Annotated in this window: 14 protein-coding genes; all 14 read left to right on the top strand. The window is 45.3% G+C overall.

Annotation, left to right across the window (positions count from 1 at the left end; genetic code table 11):
* Positions 1-78 precede the first annotated feature (78 nt).
* The 14 genes from ITG10_RS03765 (at position 79) to tilS (ending at position 17710) form a co-directional block, all read left to right on the top strand.
* Positions 79-831: an isoprenyl transferase gene (locus ITG10_RS03765; protein ID WP_017630768.1), complete on the top strand. Its 753-nt coding sequence runs from the start codon at positions 79-81 to the stop codon at positions 829-831.
* Positions 832-846: 15 nt separating this feature from the next.
* Positions 847-1689, top strand: coding sequence for a phosphatidate cytidylyltransferase (locus tag ITG10_RS03760; RefSeq protein ID WP_017630767.1), 843 nt, complete (start codon positions 847-849; stop codon positions 1687-1689).
* Positions 1690-1739: 50 nt separating this feature from the next.
* Positions 1740-2948: a 1-deoxy-D-xylulose-5-phosphate reductoisomerase gene (ispC, locus tag ITG10_RS03755; protein ID WP_248386710.1), complete on the top strand. Its 1209-nt coding sequence runs from the start codon at positions 1740-1742 to the stop codon at positions 2946-2948.
* Positions 2945-4303, top strand: coding sequence for a sigma E protease regulator RseP (rseP, locus tag ITG10_RS03750; RefSeq protein ID WP_017630766.1), 1359 nt, complete (start codon positions 2945-2947; stop codon positions 4301-4303). Before ispC ends, rseP begins: the two co-directional genes overlap by 4 nt.
* Before the next feature lie 48 nt (positions 4304-4351).
* On the top strand, positions 4352-6757 hold the full coding sequence (bamA, locus tag ITG10_RS03745) for an outer membrane protein assembly factor BamA (protein ID WP_017630765.1): 2406 nt from the start codon (positions 4352-4354) through the stop codon (positions 6755-6757).
* Positions 6758-6784: 27 nt separating this feature from the next.
* Entirely contained in the window at positions 6785-7285 is a 501-nt protein-coding gene (locus ITG10_RS03740; RefSeq protein ID WP_017056311.1) for an OmpH family outer membrane protein, read from the top strand.
* Positions 7286-7290: 5 nt separating this feature from the next.
* On the top strand, positions 7291-8322 hold the full coding sequence (lpxD, locus tag ITG10_RS03735; protein ID WP_017630764.1) for a UDP-3-O-(3-hydroxymyristoyl)glucosamine N-acyltransferase: 1032 nt from the start codon (positions 7291-7293) through the stop codon (positions 8320-8322).
* 93 nt (positions 8323-8415) lie between these two features.
* Complete coding sequence (gene fabZ, locus ITG10_RS03730; RefSeq protein ID WP_048661224.1) at positions 8416-8868, top strand: 3-hydroxyacyl-ACP dehydratase FabZ; 453 nt, start codon at positions 8416-8418, stop codon at positions 8866-8868.
* Position 8869: 1 nt separating this feature from the next.
* Positions 8870-9658 carry an acyl-ACP--UDP-N-acetylglucosamine O-acyltransferase gene (gene lpxA, locus ITG10_RS03725; protein WP_017632525.1) on the top strand — a complete coding sequence of 263 codons (789 nt, stop codon included), beginning with the start codon at positions 8870-8872 and terminating at the stop codon, positions 9656-9658.
* A gap of 129 nt (positions 9659-9787) precedes the next feature.
* Positions 9788-10984, top strand: coding sequence for a lipid-A-disaccharide synthase (gene lpxB, locus ITG10_RS03720; RefSeq protein ID WP_215404387.1), 1197 nt, complete (start codon positions 9788-9790; stop codon positions 10982-10984).
* A 48-nt stretch (positions 10985-11032) separates the two neighbouring features.
* Positions 11033-11653, top strand: a complete 621-nt coding sequence (gene rnhB, locus ITG10_RS03715; protein ID WP_017630589.1) for a ribonuclease HII — start codon at positions 11033-11035, stop codon at positions 11651-11653.
* Positions 11654-11764: 111 nt separating this feature from the next.
* Positions 11765-15244 (top strand): DNA polymerase III subunit alpha, encoded by a 3480-nt coding sequence (gene dnaE / locus ITG10_RS03710; protein ID WP_017630590.1) that lies wholly within the window; start codon positions 11765-11767, stop codon positions 15242-15244.
* 45 nt (positions 15245-15289) lie between these two features.
* Complete coding sequence (gene accA, locus ITG10_RS03705) at positions 15290-16249, top strand: acetyl-CoA carboxylase carboxyl transferase subunit alpha (RefSeq protein WP_008224015.1); 960 nt, start codon at positions 15290-15292, stop codon at positions 16247-16249.
* 126 nt (positions 16250-16375) lie between these two features.
* The gene (gene tilS / locus ITG10_RS03700) at positions 16376-17710 is read left to right on the top strand and encodes a tRNA lysidine(34) synthetase TilS (RefSeq protein ID WP_017630591.1); all 1335 of its coding nucleotides are present in this window, start codon (positions 16376-16378) and stop codon (positions 17708-17710) included.
* The last annotated feature ends 19 nt before the right edge of the window (positions 17711-17729 follow it).

Below are 17729 nucleotides of genomic sequence, written 5' to 3'. Positions count from 1 at the left end.
CCGGAAAAACGCTGTACTCACGGTGCAGCGTTTTTTTATGCTACTCTGTTCGACTATTAGAATTTGATTCACTCTTTTATGCATAATTCTCAAGCGTTCACAGACTCTCTTCCTAAACACATTGCTATCATTATGGATGGTAATGGTCGCTGGGCAAAAGCTCAGGGCAAACCTCGTGTCTTTGGTCATAAAAACGGTGTTCAAGCCGTTCGTAAAACCATCTCTTCTGCAGCCAGACTTGGCATTAAAGCCGTTACTCTTTTTGCGTTTAGTAGCGAGAACTGGCGTCGTCCTGAAGAAGAAGTCGGTATCTTGATGGAACTGTTTATTTCAGTGCTATCGAGTGAAGTAAAAAAGCTTCATAAAAATAATCTGCAACTTCGTGTTATTGGTGATAAAAGTCGTTTTAATGCTCGACTACAAAAGAAGATAGAAGAAGCGGAAGCTTTGACTAGCACCAATACGGGTATGGTTATTAATATTGCAGCCAACTACGGCGGTAAGTGGGATATCCAGCAAGCAATGACCTCTATTGCTCAACAGGTAAAGTCTGGCGATATTAATGTAGATGACATTGATGAAGCTATGATTACACAGCACCTGACTATGGCAGATATTCCTGAGGTTGATCTACTTATCCGTACCAGTGGCGAATGCCGCATTAGTAATTTTATGCTTTGGCAGTTGGCTTACGCCGAAATGTATTTCACTGAACAATTCTGGCCAGACTTTAATGAAGACAGCTTAGTAGAAGCTGTGACTTGGTTTGTTAACCGTGAGCGTCGTTTTGGATGCACCGGTGAGCAAATTAAAGCTCTGATGGACAGTTAATAAGGATTTTTTGGTTTGAAACAACGAATTATTACGGCGTTGATTTTGGCTCCTCTAGTTATTCTGGGAATTTTCGAGTTATCACTTCCTACGTTTATTCTTTCATTAGCGGTTATTTCGCTATTGGGATACTGGGAGTGGACTCAATTTGTTGAAAGCAAATCGCGTTATCTAGCGTTGATTCCTACGGTTGTGGTAAGTGCTGCAAGTTTTGCTTTTATCCCTTTTGATGCATTTAGTCTCAATAATTTATCGAGTGCTCACTACGCCATTCTAACGATTGGCTCGATTTGGTGGGTAATCGCGAGTGGCATGGCTGTGACTTATCCTAAGTCTATGCCTGCATGGAAAGATTCCTCTCTTCTTCGTCACGCCTTTGGTGTGCTGACTCTGCTACCATTTTTCTGGAGTGTGGTTATCCTGCGTGCTAATGGTATTGATGTAGAACCTTACCACGGTGCGAAATTGGTGATGTTTGTTTGCTTGCTTGTGTGGGCTGCAGACAGCGGTGCTTATTTTGCAGGCAAGAGCTTTGGTAAACGTAAAATGGCGCCAGCAGTAAGCCCTAACAAGACCATTGAAGGTTTGATTGGTGGCATTATTACTGCTGTGATCGTGGCTTGGATCTTCGCTGATTTATTTGATATCCAATTCACCAGCCCGCTTCACATGATTGTTATTACCCTTGTGACCGTCGTTATCTCTGTTCTTGGTGACCTTGTTGAAAGTATGTTTAAGCGTGTTTCTGGGGTAAAAGACAGTAGTAATCTGATTCCTGGTCATGGTGGTATACTTGATAGAATAGATAGCTTAACGGCTGCATTCCCTGTCTTTGCTCTGCTTTATTTAGCATTCTAATTAAAAGGGCAGTGATTCTGCCCTTTATTACATTTCTACGGTCATATGTGATGCGAAATCTAACTATCCTTGGCGCTACCGGCTCAATTGGTGCAAGTACCCTAAAAGTCGTTGAGCAAAACCCAGATCTCTATTCGGTTGTAGCACTGGCTGCCGGCTCGAATGTTGAAAAGATGCTGGCGTTAGTTGAAAAGTGGCAACCGAGCTATGTTGCTATGGCTTGCCCTGATGCTGCATCTCAGTTGACTGACATGTTGTCTGCGGATTACCCAAGCGTTAAAGTCCTTTCAGGCTCTGAAGGCATGTGTCAGGTTGCTTCTTTAGAAGACGTGGATACAGTAATGGCTGCGATTGTTGGTGCAGCAGGTCTACTTCCTACGATGTCTGCGGTTAAAGCGGGTAAGCGTATCTTGCTTGCTAATAAAGAAGCTTTGGTGATGTCTGGGCAGCTGTTCATCGACGCCGTGGAAAAATACGGTGCAGAACTACTTCCTGTCGACAGTGAGCATAATGCTATTTTCCAATGCCTTCCGCAGAACGTACAAACCAACCTAGGCCTCTGTGACCTTGAAGAAAACGGCATTAACCATATTCTTCTGACGGGTTCTGGAGGTCCTTTCCGTTATACAGATGTGGCTGAGCTCGAATCAGTGACTCCTGAACGCGCAATTGCACACCCTAACTGGTCTATGGGTCCTAAGATCTCTGTCGATTCTGCGACTATGATGAATAAAGGGCTAGAGTACATTGAAGCGAAATGGCTATTTAATGCTTCTCAGGAGCAGTTAAAGGTTATCATTCATCCGCAGTCCGTGATCCACTCTATGGTCCAGTACAAGGATGGCTCTGTGCTTGCTCAAATGGGCGAACCAGATATGGCAACGCCAATCGCTTTGACGATGTCTTACCCTAATCGCACCGAAGCGGGTGTTAAGCCTTTAGACTTTACGAAAGTGGGTGAGCTTACCTTCTTAGAACCAGATTTCAGTCGTTACCCGTGTTTGAGGCTAGCGATTGAAGCGTGCTACTTAGGTCAGCATGCGACAACAGCCATTAATGCGGCAAACGAGATTGCGGTCGATGCTTTCTTGAACAATCAAGTAAGGTTTACCGATATTGCTGTCATTAACGAACACGTTATGAGCAAAGTATGTGAACAACATAACTCTGAGGGCTTAGATAGCTTGGAAAGCCTTCTCGAGCTCGATAATATGTCTCGTCAAATAGCCATTCAATTTATTAAAGAGCAGCTAGCATGAGTGGAATTCTGTGGAACTTCGCATCTTTTATCGTAGCGCTTGGCATTTTGGTCGCTGTTCATGAGTTTGGACACTTCTGGGTTGCTCGTCGTTGTGGTGTGAAAGTTGAAAAATTCTCGATTGGTTTTGGTAAATCAATCTGGAGTAAAGTGGGCCGTGATGGTACTGAATACAGCTTGTCAGTGATTCCACTGGGCGGCTACGTTAAGATGCTCGATGGTCGTGTAGATGACCTTTCTGAAGATGAACAGCAATACGCTTTCGACAAGAAGCCGTTGTGGAAACGAACGGCGATAGTGGGTGCAGGCCCTGCATTCAACTTTATCTTTGCGGTGTTCGCGTATTGGCTAGTATTTTTGATTGGCGTACCCGCGGTTAAACCCGTGATTGGTGAAGTCACTCCGCAATCTATTGCTGCACAAGCCGGAATTGAAACTGGGATGGAACTTAAATCTATTTCAGGAATCAAAACCGCAGATTGGGAATCAGTCAATATGGGTTTGATATCACACATTGGTGATCAATCCATGACAGTGACGGTTGCCTCTCAAGACGATATCGGCTTTGAGCAACAAATGACATTGGATATTTCAGACTGGTCGTTCAACCCAGAAACTGAATCTGCAATGACAACGCTGGGCTTTAGACCGTATTCTCCAGAGATATCGACAGTGCTTGCTCAAATCATTGATGATGGCGCTGCATACGACGCAGGTTTTGAAGTTGGCGATAAAATTGTTGAGATTGACGGGCAACCTATTGAACAGTGGCAGTCTGTTGTTGAGTTAATTCGTGCAAATCCAATGACATCATTGGACTTGGTCGTATTGCGAAATGGTGCTGAGCAGTCATTGGTTATGACACCAAAAAGTCGAGAGCTTTCTGATGGTTCGACAATCGGCTATGCAGGTATTGCTCCGGAAGTCGCAGAATGGCCAGAAGATTATCGCTTTGAGTTACAATTTGGTGTAATTGAGTCTGTAGGAAAAGCATTTGATAAAACAGGTCAAATCATTGGTTTGACACTGACAATGCTTAAGAAGCTCATCGTTGGTGATGTTGGCTTAAACAACTTGAGTGGCCCTATTTCAATCGCTAAAGGTGCAGGTACAACCGCCGATTATGGTCTGGTTTACTTCTTGGGTTTTTTGGCTCTGATTAGTGTTAACTTAGGGATTATTAATTTGGTTCCGCTGCCTATGCTTGATGGCGGACATTTGCTGTTTTTCGCTATTGAGGCCGTTACTCGTAAACCTGTACCTGAGAAAGTTCAGGAAATGGGGTACAGAGTGGGAGGGGCAATCCTCTTCTCATTGATGGCTCTGGCAATATTTAACGATTTTACTCGTCTGTGAATGGTTTCTCACAGGCATTGGTAGTAGCAAGGAATAATTAGAATAAGTATGGCGATTAAGCAAATTCTGTTCGCAAGTCTATTGGCCACTAGTGTGGCTGCGAACGGAGCACAAAACTTTGTAGTTCAAGATATCAAGATCGAAGGTTTACAGCGTGTTGCACTTGGTGCAGCTCTACTGAAAATGCCAGTACGTATTGGCGATGAAGTGGATGAAAGCGATGTGTCTGAGATCATTCGTGCATTGTATGCTTCGGGCAACTTTGAGGACGTTAAAGTACTTCGTGATGAAGGTGTATTGATTGTTCAAGTTCAAGAACGACCGACCATCGCAAGCATCTCATTCTCTGGTAACAAAGCGATTAAAGAAGAACAGCTTCAGCAGAACCTAGATGCGTCTGGTGTTCGTGAAGGTGAGGCTCTTGACCGTACAACCCTGAGTAATATTGAGAAAGGCCTTGAAGACTTTTACTACAGTGTTGGTAAATACAACGCGACAGTAAAAGCGGTTGTGACGCCTTTACCGCGTAACCGCTCTGACCTTAAGTTTGTGTTTACTGAAGGCGTATCCGCTAAGATTCAGCAAATCAACTTTATCGGTAACGAAGTCTTCTCTGACGCTGACCTGCTTAGCCGTTTCAACCTCAACGTAGACGTTGCATGGTGGAACTTCCTTGCGGATGAAAAATACCAGAAGCAGGTGTTAGCGGGTGATATTGAAGCGTTGAAATCTTACTACCTTGACCGTGGTTACCTTAAGTTTAAGGTGGACTCAACTCAGGTTGCGATCTCTCCAGACAAGAAAGGTGTTTATATCACGCTTGGCCTAGATGAAGGCGAAGCTTACACCGTTAAAGATGTGTCGTTCCGTGGTGAGCTGATTGGTCGTGAGGCTGATTTTGATGCTCTAGTGCCATTTGAAGATGGCGATACGTACAACGGTTCCTCTGTGACTTCACTAGAAGAAGGCGTAAAACGTATTCTTGGTGAGTCTGGTTATGCTTACCCACAAGTTCGTACTATTCCAGAATTCAACGACGAGACGAAAGAAGTTTCGCTCGTTATCAATGTAGAAGCGGGTAGCCGCATCTACGTTCGTGATATTCGTTTTACGGGTAACAACTCGACAAAAGATGAAGTGTTACGTCGTGAAATGCGTCAAATGGAAGGCAGCTGGCTTAACTCTAAATCGATTGATACGGGTAAGAGCCGTCTTAACCGTTTAGGTTTCTTCGAGACTGTGGACGTACAAACGGTACGTGTTCCTGGCAGTGAAGACCAAGTGGATCTGGTTTACAACGTTAAAGAAGCGAACTCGGGCAGCATTAACTTTGGTGTCGGCTACGGTACTGAATCGGGTGTGAGCTTCCAAGTTGGTCTACAACAAGACAACTTTGCAGGTTCTGGTAACCGTGTTGGCGTAAGTGCCATGATGAACGATTACCAAAAGAACGTGAGCTTAGATTACCGCGACCCATACTGGAACCTTGATGGTGTGAGCTTGGGCGGTAAGATCTTCTACAACGAATTTGAAGCATCTGAAGCGGGTATCGTCGACTATACCAACCAAAGTTATGGTACGAGCTTAACATGGGGTTTCCCTATGGATGAGCTCAATCGTCTTGAGTTTGGTGTGGGCTATACGCACAACAAGATCGGTAACGTACCGACTTATATCCAAGTTGAACAGTTCGCGAGAAGTATCGACCAATACGGTGACGAACACATCTTAACCGATGACTTCGATATCAATATTTCATGGACGCGTAACAATTTGAACCGTGGTTTCTTCCCGACTGAGGGTAACCACCAACGTGCTTTCGCTAAAATGACGGTACCAGGCTCTGATGCTCAGTACTTCAAAATGCAGTACGATGTAAAACATTACATCCCGCTGACCAAAAAGCATGAGTTCACACTATTGATGCGTGGCCGATTAGGCTATGGTAATGGTTATGGTCAAACGGATGGTAACGATAACTTGTTCCCATTCTACGAGAACTACTATGCGGGTGGTTTTACAACCCTACGTGGTTTTGGCTCTAACTCGGCAGGTCCGAAAGCCGTTTACGGAAGCAGCACGGGTAACAACCCAACCTACGATACCGCTACTGACGATTCAGTAGGTGGTAACGCGGTTGCTTTGGCAAGTTTAGAGTTAATCGTACCTACGCCGTTTGCTTCTGATGAAGCACGCAGCCAAATTCGTACCAGTGTCTTCTTCGATATGGCAAGTGTATGGGATACCGAGTTCGTAGACCGTGGCGCACCTAACAGTGGCGGCCAGTACTACTACGATTACTCTGATCCAACGAATTACCGTTCATCTTATGGTGCAGCCCTTCAATGGATGTCACCGATGGGCCCACTGGTTTTCTCTCTAGCGAAACCAATTAAAATTTACGAAGGTGATGATGAGGAATTCTTCACATTCACCATTGGTAGAACTTTCTAATATTTAAAGGACAATATTTTGAAAAATATGATTAAAGCAGCAGGTTTAGGCCTTGTAGTTCTTAGCTCTTCTTTCTTTGCAACAGCTGCTGAAGCTGCGCAAAAAGTGGGTTATGTAAACACTGCACAAGTATTCCAGGCTCTACCTCAGCGTGAAGTTGTTCTTCAAAAAATGCAGGAAGAGTTCAAAGACAAAGCAGCTGAGCTACAGAGCATTCAAGCTGAAGCAAAAACGAAGATTGAAAAGCTTAAGCGTGATGGCGAGCTACTAGGTCCTGACGAAGTTGAGAAGTTACGTATCGAAGTAGGTCAACTAGACAGCAAGTACAAAATCAAAGCTCAAGCACTAGAAAAAGCAAGCCAACGTCGTGAAGCACAAGAGAAGCAGAAGCTATTCAAAGTGATTCAAGATGCTGTAACGAAAGTTGCAGAGAAAGAAGGCTACGACATGATCGTTGATATTCAAGCTCTGCAATACGGCAAGCCAGAATACAACATCTCTGAGAAAGTAATTAAAGCACTGAAATAAGTTTTATGAAGAATCTGACTTTAGCCGAATTGGCAACGATTACCGGGGGAGAGCTGCACGGAGATGGTACTATTACCGTTTCAGCAGTCGCTCCTATGGATAAAGCGCAAGAAGGTAACATTACGTTCCTTTCTAACGTGAAGTACAGCAAGCACCTAGGTGACTGTAAAGCATCCGCTATTATGGTTAAAGAGAGTGAGCGTGAACTGTGTAAGACTAACGTGATTGTGGTTAATGACCCTTACGTTGCTTTTGCTAAAGTTGCTCAAGCGCTTGATACTACTCCAGCACCCGCTGCGGCTATTGCTGATTCAGCTTCGATTGCAAGTGATGCGACCATTGGACAAAACGTGTCTATTGGTGCAAATGCTGTGATTGAGTCTGGTGTTGTTCTTGGTGACGATGTGATCATCGGTGCGGGCTGCTTTATCGGTAAAAACGCAAAGATTGGTGCTGGCACTAAGCTTTGGGCTAACGTAAGCATCTACCATGAAGTAGTGATTGGTGAAGCGTGTTTAGTTCAATCAAGTACGGTGATCGGTTCTGATGGCTTTGGTTATGCGAACGAGAAAGGCGAGTGGGTTAAGATCCCGCAAGTGGGTTCTGTTCGCATTGGTAATCGTGTAGAAATCGGCGCATGTACTACCATTGACCGTGGTGCATTAGATGACACAATCATTGACGACAACGTTATCTTAGATAACCAACTTCAAATTGCTCACAATGTTCACATCGGATATGGTTCTGCTCTTGCGGGTGGTACTATCATTGCAGGCAGCACGACGATAGGTAAGTACTGTATTATTGGTGGCGGCAGTGTGATTAATGGTCACATTGAAATCGTTGACGGCGTTACAATCACCGGTATGGGGATGGTAATGCGCAGCATCACTGAGAAAGGCATGTACTCTTCAGGTATTCCTTTACAGCCAAATAAAGATTGGCGTAAAACAGCAACGCGTGTTCATCGAATTGATGAAATGAACAAGCGTTTGAAAACCGTTGAAAAACTTATCGAGAAGAGCGCGGAATCATAATTCCAGCATTTCTAATAAAAGGCTCGCGTACAGCGAGTCTTTTTCGTTTATAATCCTTCTAATTAAATAAAGAATATATATAGGAATACGACTTTGACTACTGAACAGACAACGATGAACATTACTGAAATTCAGGAACTATTACCTCATCGCTACCCATTCTTAATGGTTGATCGTGTGACTAGCTTTGAAAAAGAAAAAACACTGACTGCGATTAAGAATGTCTCTGTTAACGAACCTCAGTTCACAGGCCACTTCCCACAACTTCCTGTATTCCCAGGCGTGTTGATCTTAGAAGCAATGGCACAAGCAACAGGCCTTCTAGCATTTAAATCTTTTGGTGCGCCTTCTGGTAACGAGCTTTACTACTTTGCAAGTGTTGATAAAGCAAAATTCCGTAAGCCAGTAGTACCTGGTGACCAACTGGTTATCGAAGTTGAATTCTTAAAAGAGCGTCGTGGTATTGCATCGTTCAACGGTGTAGCAAAAGTTGACGGCGACGTTGTATGTTCAGCTGAACTTAAATGTGCTCGTAGAGAGTTTTAATATGATTCATGAAACAGCGAAAATTCACCCGGCAGCAGTAATCGAAGGTGATGTAACTATCGGTGCTAACGTGACGGTTGGGCCTTTCACTTACATTGCTGGTAACGTGACAATTGGTGACGACACAGAAATCATGTCGCATGTTGTGATCAAAGGTCACACTACCATTGGTAAAGAAAACCGCATTTTCCCACACGCTGTTATCGGTGAAGAAAACCAAGATAAGAAATACGGTGGCGAAGATACGACGGTTGTGATCGGTGATCGCAACGTTATTCGTGAAGCGGTTCAAATCCACCGTGGTACGGTTCAAGACAAAGCAACTACTGTAATTGGTGATGACAACCTACTTTGTGTTAATGCTCACGTAGCGCACGATGTTATTGTTGGTAACCATACTCACATTGGTAACAACGCTATTCTTGGCGGACATGTAACGGTTGGCGACTACGCTGGTGTTATGGCACTGTCTGCGATTCACCCATTCTGTTCAATTGGTGCTTACGCATACATTGGCGGCTGCTCTGCTGTTGTTCAAGATGTACTTCCGTACGTACTTGCACAGGGTAACCATGCTGCTCCATTCGGTCTTAACCTAGTGGGCTTGAAGCGTAACGGGTTTGAGAAACCAGAGATTCGTGCACTACAGAAAGCGTACAAAGAGTTATACCGTTCAGGTAAAACGCTTGAAGAAGCGAAAGCGGCCTTAGTTGAAATGGCGAAAGAGTTTACTTCGGTAGCGCCTATGCTAGAAATGCTAGAGAACTCTGAGCGCGGTATTATTCGTTAATACTGGATGTGGTTGTGTACCAATCCGCGCAAGTATGACAATAATTACTTAATCAGATTGGTATAACAAAAAGATCGCTAATCATTAGGCGATCTTTTTTGTTTTAGGCAAGAAGGGAATTGGAAAACTATGGCACAGCAAGAAACAGCAACCAACAGCACGGACTTTGTTTCGAATGAACCTCTGCGCGTAGGTATCGTTGTCGGAGAACTCTCTGGTGACACGCTTGGCGAAGGTTTTATCAAAGCAATCAAATCACAATACCCGAATGCTGAATTTGTCGGTATTGGCGGACCCAAAATGAAGGCGCTTGGTTGTGAGTCTCTTTTCGAGATGGAAGAGCTGGCTGTCATGGGCTTAGTTGAAGTACTTGGCCGTTTACCTCGCTTATTAAAAGTGAAAGCGGAGCTGGTGAAGTATTTCACTCAAAACCCGCCAGATGTGTTTGTGGGTATCGATGCGCCTGACTTCAACCTAAGACTTGAACTCGATCTTAAGAACGCTGGTATTAAAACGGTTCATTACGTGAGCCCCTCAGTGTGGGCTTGGCGTCCTAAACGTATCTTTAAAATCGACAAAGCCACCGACTTGGTTTTGGCTTTCCTACCATTCGAGAAAGCGTTTTACGATAAATACAACGTTGCCTGTGAATTTGTTGGCCACACGCTGGCAGACGCTATTCCTTTAGAACCAAGCAAACAAGATGCACGTGAGCTGTTAGGCTTAGAGCAAGACAAACAGTGGTTAGCCGTATTGCCGGGCAGTCGAGGTGGTGAGATGGGTTTGATCGCTCAACCATTTATCGAAACGTGCCAGCGCATTAAGCAAAAATACCCTGACATCAATTTCGTTGTTGCGCTTGTGAATGAACAGCGAAAAAAACAGTTTACTGAAATCTGGCAAGCGACAGCACCTGAGCTTGAATTCACGTTAGTTGAAGATACGGCAACCAACGTGATTACCGCTGCTGACTCTGTACTTCTGGCTTCCGGCACAGTGGCTCTTGAGTGTATGTTACTGAAGCGCCCAATGGTTGTTGGCTACAAAGTGAATAAGCTGACTGGCTATATTGTGAAGAAGCTAGCGATCACTGAGTTCGTATCACTGCCGAATATTCTGGCTGGTGAAGAGATCGTGAAAGAGCACATTCTTGAAGAGTGCCACCCTGACTTCTTGTTCCCTTCTGTCGACAAAATGCTATCAGCTGACAACAGTGCATTGATCGAACGTTTTACCGAGATGCACCACTGGATTCGTAAAGATGCTGATAAGCAAGCCGCCAACGCGGTGCTGAAATTGATCGGTCGAGAGTTTGTTGAATCATAAAGTGCTACTCCATCAAGCACTGAATTATAAGTTACAAAGAGAATTGTCATGGCAGTAAAAGAGAAAAAAGAGCTTCCTCCGTTTGAATATCCGCAAGGTTACCAGTTGTTTGCTGGTGTGGATGAAGTAGGGCGCGGGCCATTGGTAGGCGATGTGGTTACTGCTGCGGTTATCCTCGATCCAAATAATCCAATCGAAGGCTTAAACGATTCAAAAAAACTGTCTGAGAAAAAGCGCCTTGCTCTGCTTCCTGAAATTAAAGAGAAAGCCTTGGCATGGTCTGTTGGTCGTTGTTCGCCACAAGAAATTGATGAATTAAATATTCTGCAGGCAACCATGGTCGCTATGCAGCGCGCTATCGCCGGGTTGAGCGTTCAGCCTGATATGGCATTGATCGATGGCAACCGTGTACCTGACCTACCAATGGACGGTCTGGCTATTGTAAAGGGCGATTTACGAGTAGCAGAGATCAGTGCAGCGTCTATTATCGCTAAAGTGGTTCGCGACCAAGAAATGGAAGAACTCGACAAGTTGCATCCAGAATTTGGTTTTGCGAAACACAAAGGTTACCCAACTAAAGCGCATTTCGAAGCGATTGAAAAACATGGTGTTACCGAGCATTACCGTAAGAGCTTTAAGCCAGTAAAGCGTATTCTAGGCATTGATTAAACTCTATTATAGTAGAGCTTAGCTTCGAATAAAGTTGCCTACTAGCAGTAGAAAAAAATAGAATACACACAGTTGTAACCCTAGGCTCAAGCCTAGAATTCAGGAAAAATAATGTCAGATCCAAAATTTGTTCACCTTCGCGTACACAGTGACTTTTCTATGGTGGATGGCCTCTCTAAGGTGCCGCCATTAGTTAAAAAAGTCGCTGAAATGGGTATGCCTGCTCTAGCACTTACCGACTTTACCAACCTTTGTGGTTTGGTTAAGTTCTACGGTACTGCTCATGGGTGCGGGGTTAAACCAATTATTGGTGCTGACTTCTTGATGCAGTCTCCAGAGTTCGGTGACGAGTTGACTAAGCTCACCGTCATTGCAACCGACAATAAAGGTTATAACAACCTAACGCTGCTTATCTCAAAAGCTTACCTTCGTGGTCATGTACAGCATCAGCCTGTTATCGATAAAGAGTGGCTGATTGAGAATGCCGAAGGCCTGATTATTTTGTCGGGTGCGAAAGAAGGTGAGATTGGTAAAGCGTTACTGAAAGGTAATCGTGAGCTGGTTGCAAGCAATGTCGAGTTTTACAAAACATACTTCCCTGATCGTTTTTACCTTGAGCTGATTCGTACCGGACGTCCTGATGAAGAGTCTTACCTGCACTTTGCATTGGAACTGGCTGAGCAAGAAGACTTACCTGTTGTTGCAACCAATGAAGTAGTATTCCTAACTGAAGATCTTTTTGATGCCCATGAAATCCGCGTGGCGATTCATGATGGCTTTACCATGGTCGATCCTCGACGTCCTAAAAACTACAGCGCGCAACAGTACCTTCGTAGCGAAGAAGAGATGTGTGAGTTGTTCTCAGATATCCCAGAAGCACTTGAGAACAGTGTTGAGATTGCCAAGCGTTGTAACGTAACGGTTCGTTTAGGCGAATACTTCCTGCCTAACTTCCCAACGGAAGGTTTGGCGATTGAAGATTTCTTGATTAAGAAGTCAGAAGAAGGCCTTGAGCGACGTCTAGCGTTTCTATTCCCGGATGAAAAAGTGCGTGCTGAGCGCAGACCGGAATACGATGAGCGACTCAAGATCGAGCTCGAAGTTGTCAATAACATGGGGTTCCCAGGTTACTTCCTGATCGTAATGGAGTTCATCCAGTGGTCTAAAGATAACGATGTGCCAGTAGGCCCAGGCCGTGGTTCTGGTGCCGGCTCTCTAGTAGCTTACGCTCTGGATATCACCGATCTCGATCCACTTGAATACGATCTACTGTTCGAACGTTTCTTGAACCCAGAACGTGTCTCGATGCCCGATTTCGATATCGACTTCTGTATGGATAAGCGTGACCAAGTTATCGACCACGTTGCCGAAATGTATGGTCGTGATGCGGTATCTCAGATCATCACCTTTGGTACCATGGCGGCGAAAGCGGTAATCCGCGACGTAGGCCGTGTACTGGGTCACCCGTTTGGTTTCGTCGATCGAATTTCAAAGCTTGTACCGCCAGATCCGGGTATGACGCTAGAGAAAGCATTCCTTGCTGAACCTGCATTGCCAGAGCTTTACGATGGCGATGAAGAAGTTCGTGAGCTGATTGATAAGTGTCGCATCCTTGAAGGTTGTACGCGAAATGCGGGTAAGCACGCGGGTGGTGTTGTTATCTCACCAACCACGATCACTGACTTCGCACCAATTTATGCCGATGCCGAAGGTAACTTCCCAGTAACGCAATTCGATAAGAATGACGTTGAAACCGCTGGTTTGGTTAAGTTCGACTTCTTGGGTCTGCGTACCCTGACCATCATCGACTGGGCGCTAGGCCTAGTGAACCCACGATTGAAGAAAGAGGGTAAAGAACCGGTTCGTATCGAGTCGATTCCTCTTGATGACCAAGCCTCGTTCAACCTATTACAAAATTCTGAAACCACCGCGGTATTCCAGCTGGAATCGCGTGGTATGAAAGACCTGATCAAACGTCTACAACCCGACTGTTTTGAAGATATCATCGCATTAGTAGCCTTGTTCCGTCCGGGTCCTCTGCAATCGGGCATGGTAGATAACTTTATCGACCGTAAACACGGCCGAGAAGCGGTTTCTTACCCTGATGAAACGTGGCAACACGAATCGTTGAAAGAGACACTAGAACCGACCTACGGCATCATCCTGTATCAAGAGCAGGTAATGCAGATCGCACAGATTCTGGCGGGCTATACGCTTGGCGGAGCGGATATGTTGCGTCGTGCAATGGGTAAGAAAAAGCCAGAAGAGATGGCGAAACAGCGTGGTACCTTCAAAGAGGGTGCTGAAGCCAACGGTGTTGATGGCGAACTGGCCATGAAGATCTTTGACTTGGTAGAGAAATTTGCGGGCTACGGCTTTAACAAATCTCACTCGGCTGCATACGCACTGGTTTCTTACCAAACGCTGTGGTTGAAAACGCACTACCCAGCGGAATTTATGGCTGCGGTAATGACGGCGGATATGGATAACACTGAGAAGGTTATTGGCCTTGTTGATGAGTGTTTCCGTATGAAGCTCAAGCTGCTCCCACCTGATATCAACTCGGGCTTGTACCGCTTTAACGTGGATGAAGATGGCGCGATTGTTTATGGTATCGGCGCGATCAAAGGGGTTGGTGAAGGCCCGATCGAAGCGATTATCGAAGCGCGCAATAAGGGCGGTTACTTTAAAGACTTATTCGACTTCTGTGCACGCCTTGATCTGAAGAAGGTCAATAAACGTGTTATCGAAAAGTTGATTCTATCCGGTGCCTTAGATAGATTAGGTCCTCATCGTGCAGCGATGATGGCTTCATTGCCGGATGCGGTTAAAGCGGCAAGCCAACATCACCACGCTGAGTCCTTTGGACAGTCGGATATGTTTGGCGTGTTGACTGATGCTCCAGAAGAGGTTGAGCACAAGTATACCCAAGTGCCTAAATGGCCTGAGAAGGTTTGGCTTGAGGGTGAACGTGAAACGCTTGGTTTGTATCTAACGGGTCATCCAGTTAACGCTTACATCAAAGAATTGGCGAAATACACCAGCTGTCGTTTGAAGGATGCCACGCCAACGCGTCGTGACCAGTCATTAACGATTGCAGGTTTAGTGATTGCGGCGAGGGTGATGACCACTAAACGCGGCACACGAATCGGTTTGATGACACTTGATGACCGATCTGGCCGAATGGAAGTGATGTTGTTCTCAGATGCGCTCGATCGCTACGCAGAATTGCTCGAAAAAGACAAAATTGTGGTCGTTTCTGGACAGGTCAGCTTTGATGACTTCAACGGTGGGCTTAAAATGTCCGCGCGCGAGGTCATGGACTTAGGAAGCGCCCGTGAAAAATATGCTCGTGGGGTATCGATATCTATCGACCAATCCCAGATTAATGGTCAATTTTTTGAACGCTTTGGTCAAATCTTAGAACCTTATAGAGCCGGAACGGTCCCAGTCAATGTATACTACCAACGTGCCGACGCTAGAGCGCGGTTAACATTGGGCACAGAATGGCGCGTGACGCCAAGTGATACATTACTAGACGAATTAAAACAGCTGCTTGGAAGTAGCCAAGTAGAACTCGAATTTAACTAAAATTTAGCTCCATGACTGTGGAGCTGAATCAACAAGGATTCATAGATGAGCCTGAACTTTCTAGAATTTGAAAAGCCTATCGCTGAACTTGAAGCAAAAATCGAAGCGCTACGTGACGTTTCGCGTCACGGTGGTGACACAGCGGTAGATCTAGACAAAGAAATCGAACAACTAGAGAAAAAAAGCTTAGAGCTTAAACAGAAAATCTTTAGTGACTTAGGTGCATGGCAGGTAGCTCAACTTGCTCGTCACCCTCAACGTCCTTACACAAAAGATTACCTGGAGCATGCGTTCACAGAGTTTGAAGAGATGGCGGGCGATCGCGCTTACGCTGACGACAAAGCTATTGTGGGTGGTATGGCTCGTCTAAATGGCCGTCCTGTTATGGTTATTGGTCACCAGAAAGGTCGTGAGACGAAAGAGAAAGTGATCCGTAACTTTGGTATGCCAAAGCCAGAAGGTTACCGTAAGGCGCTACGTCTAATGGAAACGGCTGAGCGTTTCAACATGCCTATCATTACTTTCATCGATACAGCGGGCGCATACCCAGGTGTTGGTGCGGAAGAACGTGGTCAATCTGAAGCTATCGCGAAAAACCTAAAGGTTATGGCTGGTCTTTCTGTTCCTGTTATCTGTAACGTTGTGGGTGAAGGCGGTTCTGGTGGTGCACTAGCGATTGGTGTTGGTGACTACGTGAACATGCTTCAGTACTCTACGTACTCAGTAATCTCTCCAGAAGGTTGTGCTTCAATCTTATGGCGTGATTCAGATAAAGCACCACAAGCGGCTGAAGCGATGGGCCTAATTGCTCCTCGTCTTAAAGAGCTTGAGCTTATCGACGAAATCATTCCTGAGCCTCTAGGTGGCGCGCACCGTGACCCAGTACAGACGGCTCAGAACATGAAAGACATGCTAGTTAAACAGCTAGAAGAGCTAGAGCAGTTTGATAACGAAACGCTTCTTGAGCGTCGTTACCAGCGTCTAATGAGCTACGGCTACTGCTGATAAGTTACCTTAGCGATAAGGTCTGCTTAACGTAACAAGTTGATGAAAGGGTTGGACTCAGTGCCAACCCTTTTTTATTATTAAAACATCATCCCTTCATACACGACCTCTTGGTTTATTCGCCTCATGACACACTTAATTGATACCTTCACATCTGTACTTGACCAAAGCGCGCTTAAGCCTCGTCGGTTGGTCGTCGCTTTCAGTGGTGGTGTCGATTCACGAGTGTTGTTGGAGTTATCCGCCCAATATACCCAAGCGCACGACATTGAGTGCCATGCGGTTCATGTTCACCATGGTCTAAGCAAGAATGCAGATCACTGGGCAGAACAATGCCAAACATGGTGTGATGCTTTGTCTATCCCATTAGCTATCGAGCGCGTGTCATTGGATGTTAACAGTGGAGAAAGCATAGAAAAGCTTGCTAGAGATGCTAGATACCACGCCTTCAAACAGCATATTCGATACAGCGATGTGCTTGTCACTGGCCAACACATCGACGACCAAGTCGAGACTTTCCTGTTAGCGTTAAAGCGGGGTAGTGGTCCGACAGGCCTCTCTTCGATGGCGAAAGTGATGCCATTTTCAGGTGCTTATATTGCTCGTCCTATGCTTACAGTTACCAGAACAGAGATTGAAGCGCACGCTCGCCGTATGGGGTTAACTTGGGTCGAAGATGAAAGTAATCAGGATTTGCGTTTCGACCGTAACTTTATTCGTCATCAAGTGACTCCGGTGCTGACTGAGCGTTGGCCGAGCTTTCGTGAATCGGTCAGTCGCAGTGCTCAGCTTTGTGCAGAGCAAGAGTTATTACTCGATGAGTTGCTTGAATCACACTTTCAGCAAGCTTTAGGGGATAGCCAGAGCTTAAGCATTGAGGTGTTATCTCAACACTCAGACTTGTTACGAGCACGGCTGCTAAGAATGTGGTTGAGTCATTGTAATCAAGCAATGCCGAGTCAAAAGCAGCTCAAGCTTATCTGGAATGAAGTGGCGTGTGCTCAGGCTGATGCTAACCCTAAACTGGTGTTGAATGATGTTGAGGTTAGGCGCTTTGATCATCAGCTCTACATAGTGAAAGAGACTAAGGACTTGTCGAGTTGGCATGCCGATGTTGTGCTTGGTGATAGCTTGCAACTGCCCGATGGTTTAGGGGCTCTACAATTAATGCCGTCACAGAGTGATGCTGTATCGAATGGTCGTAACTCGCAAAACTTCAGTTTGAAGGACTCAAGCGGAGCGCTACGAGTGATCTTCAACCCTGAAGGATTATCAGCCCATCCTGTTGGACGCGGCCATAGTCGAAAGCTCAAAAAACTCTTTCAGGAATACCAAGTACCCAGTTGGTTACGACGCAGAACGCCAATATTAATGGATGGTGAGCGAGTGATCGCTGTTTTAGGCTTATTCGTAGATAAAAACTACGAAGGTCAAGATTGTGAAGCGCTTTGGAGCAAGTAGAAAAAGTTTGTGTCACAAT

It is taken from the genome of Vibrio sp. ED004 (genome assembly GCF_023206395.1).
Classification (GTDB): domain Bacteria; phylum Pseudomonadota; class Gammaproteobacteria; order Enterobacterales; family Vibrionaceae; genus Vibrio.
The sequence above is the reverse complement of the archived record's forward strand: the minus strand, read 5'-3'. Positions and strand labels throughout refer to the sequence as shown.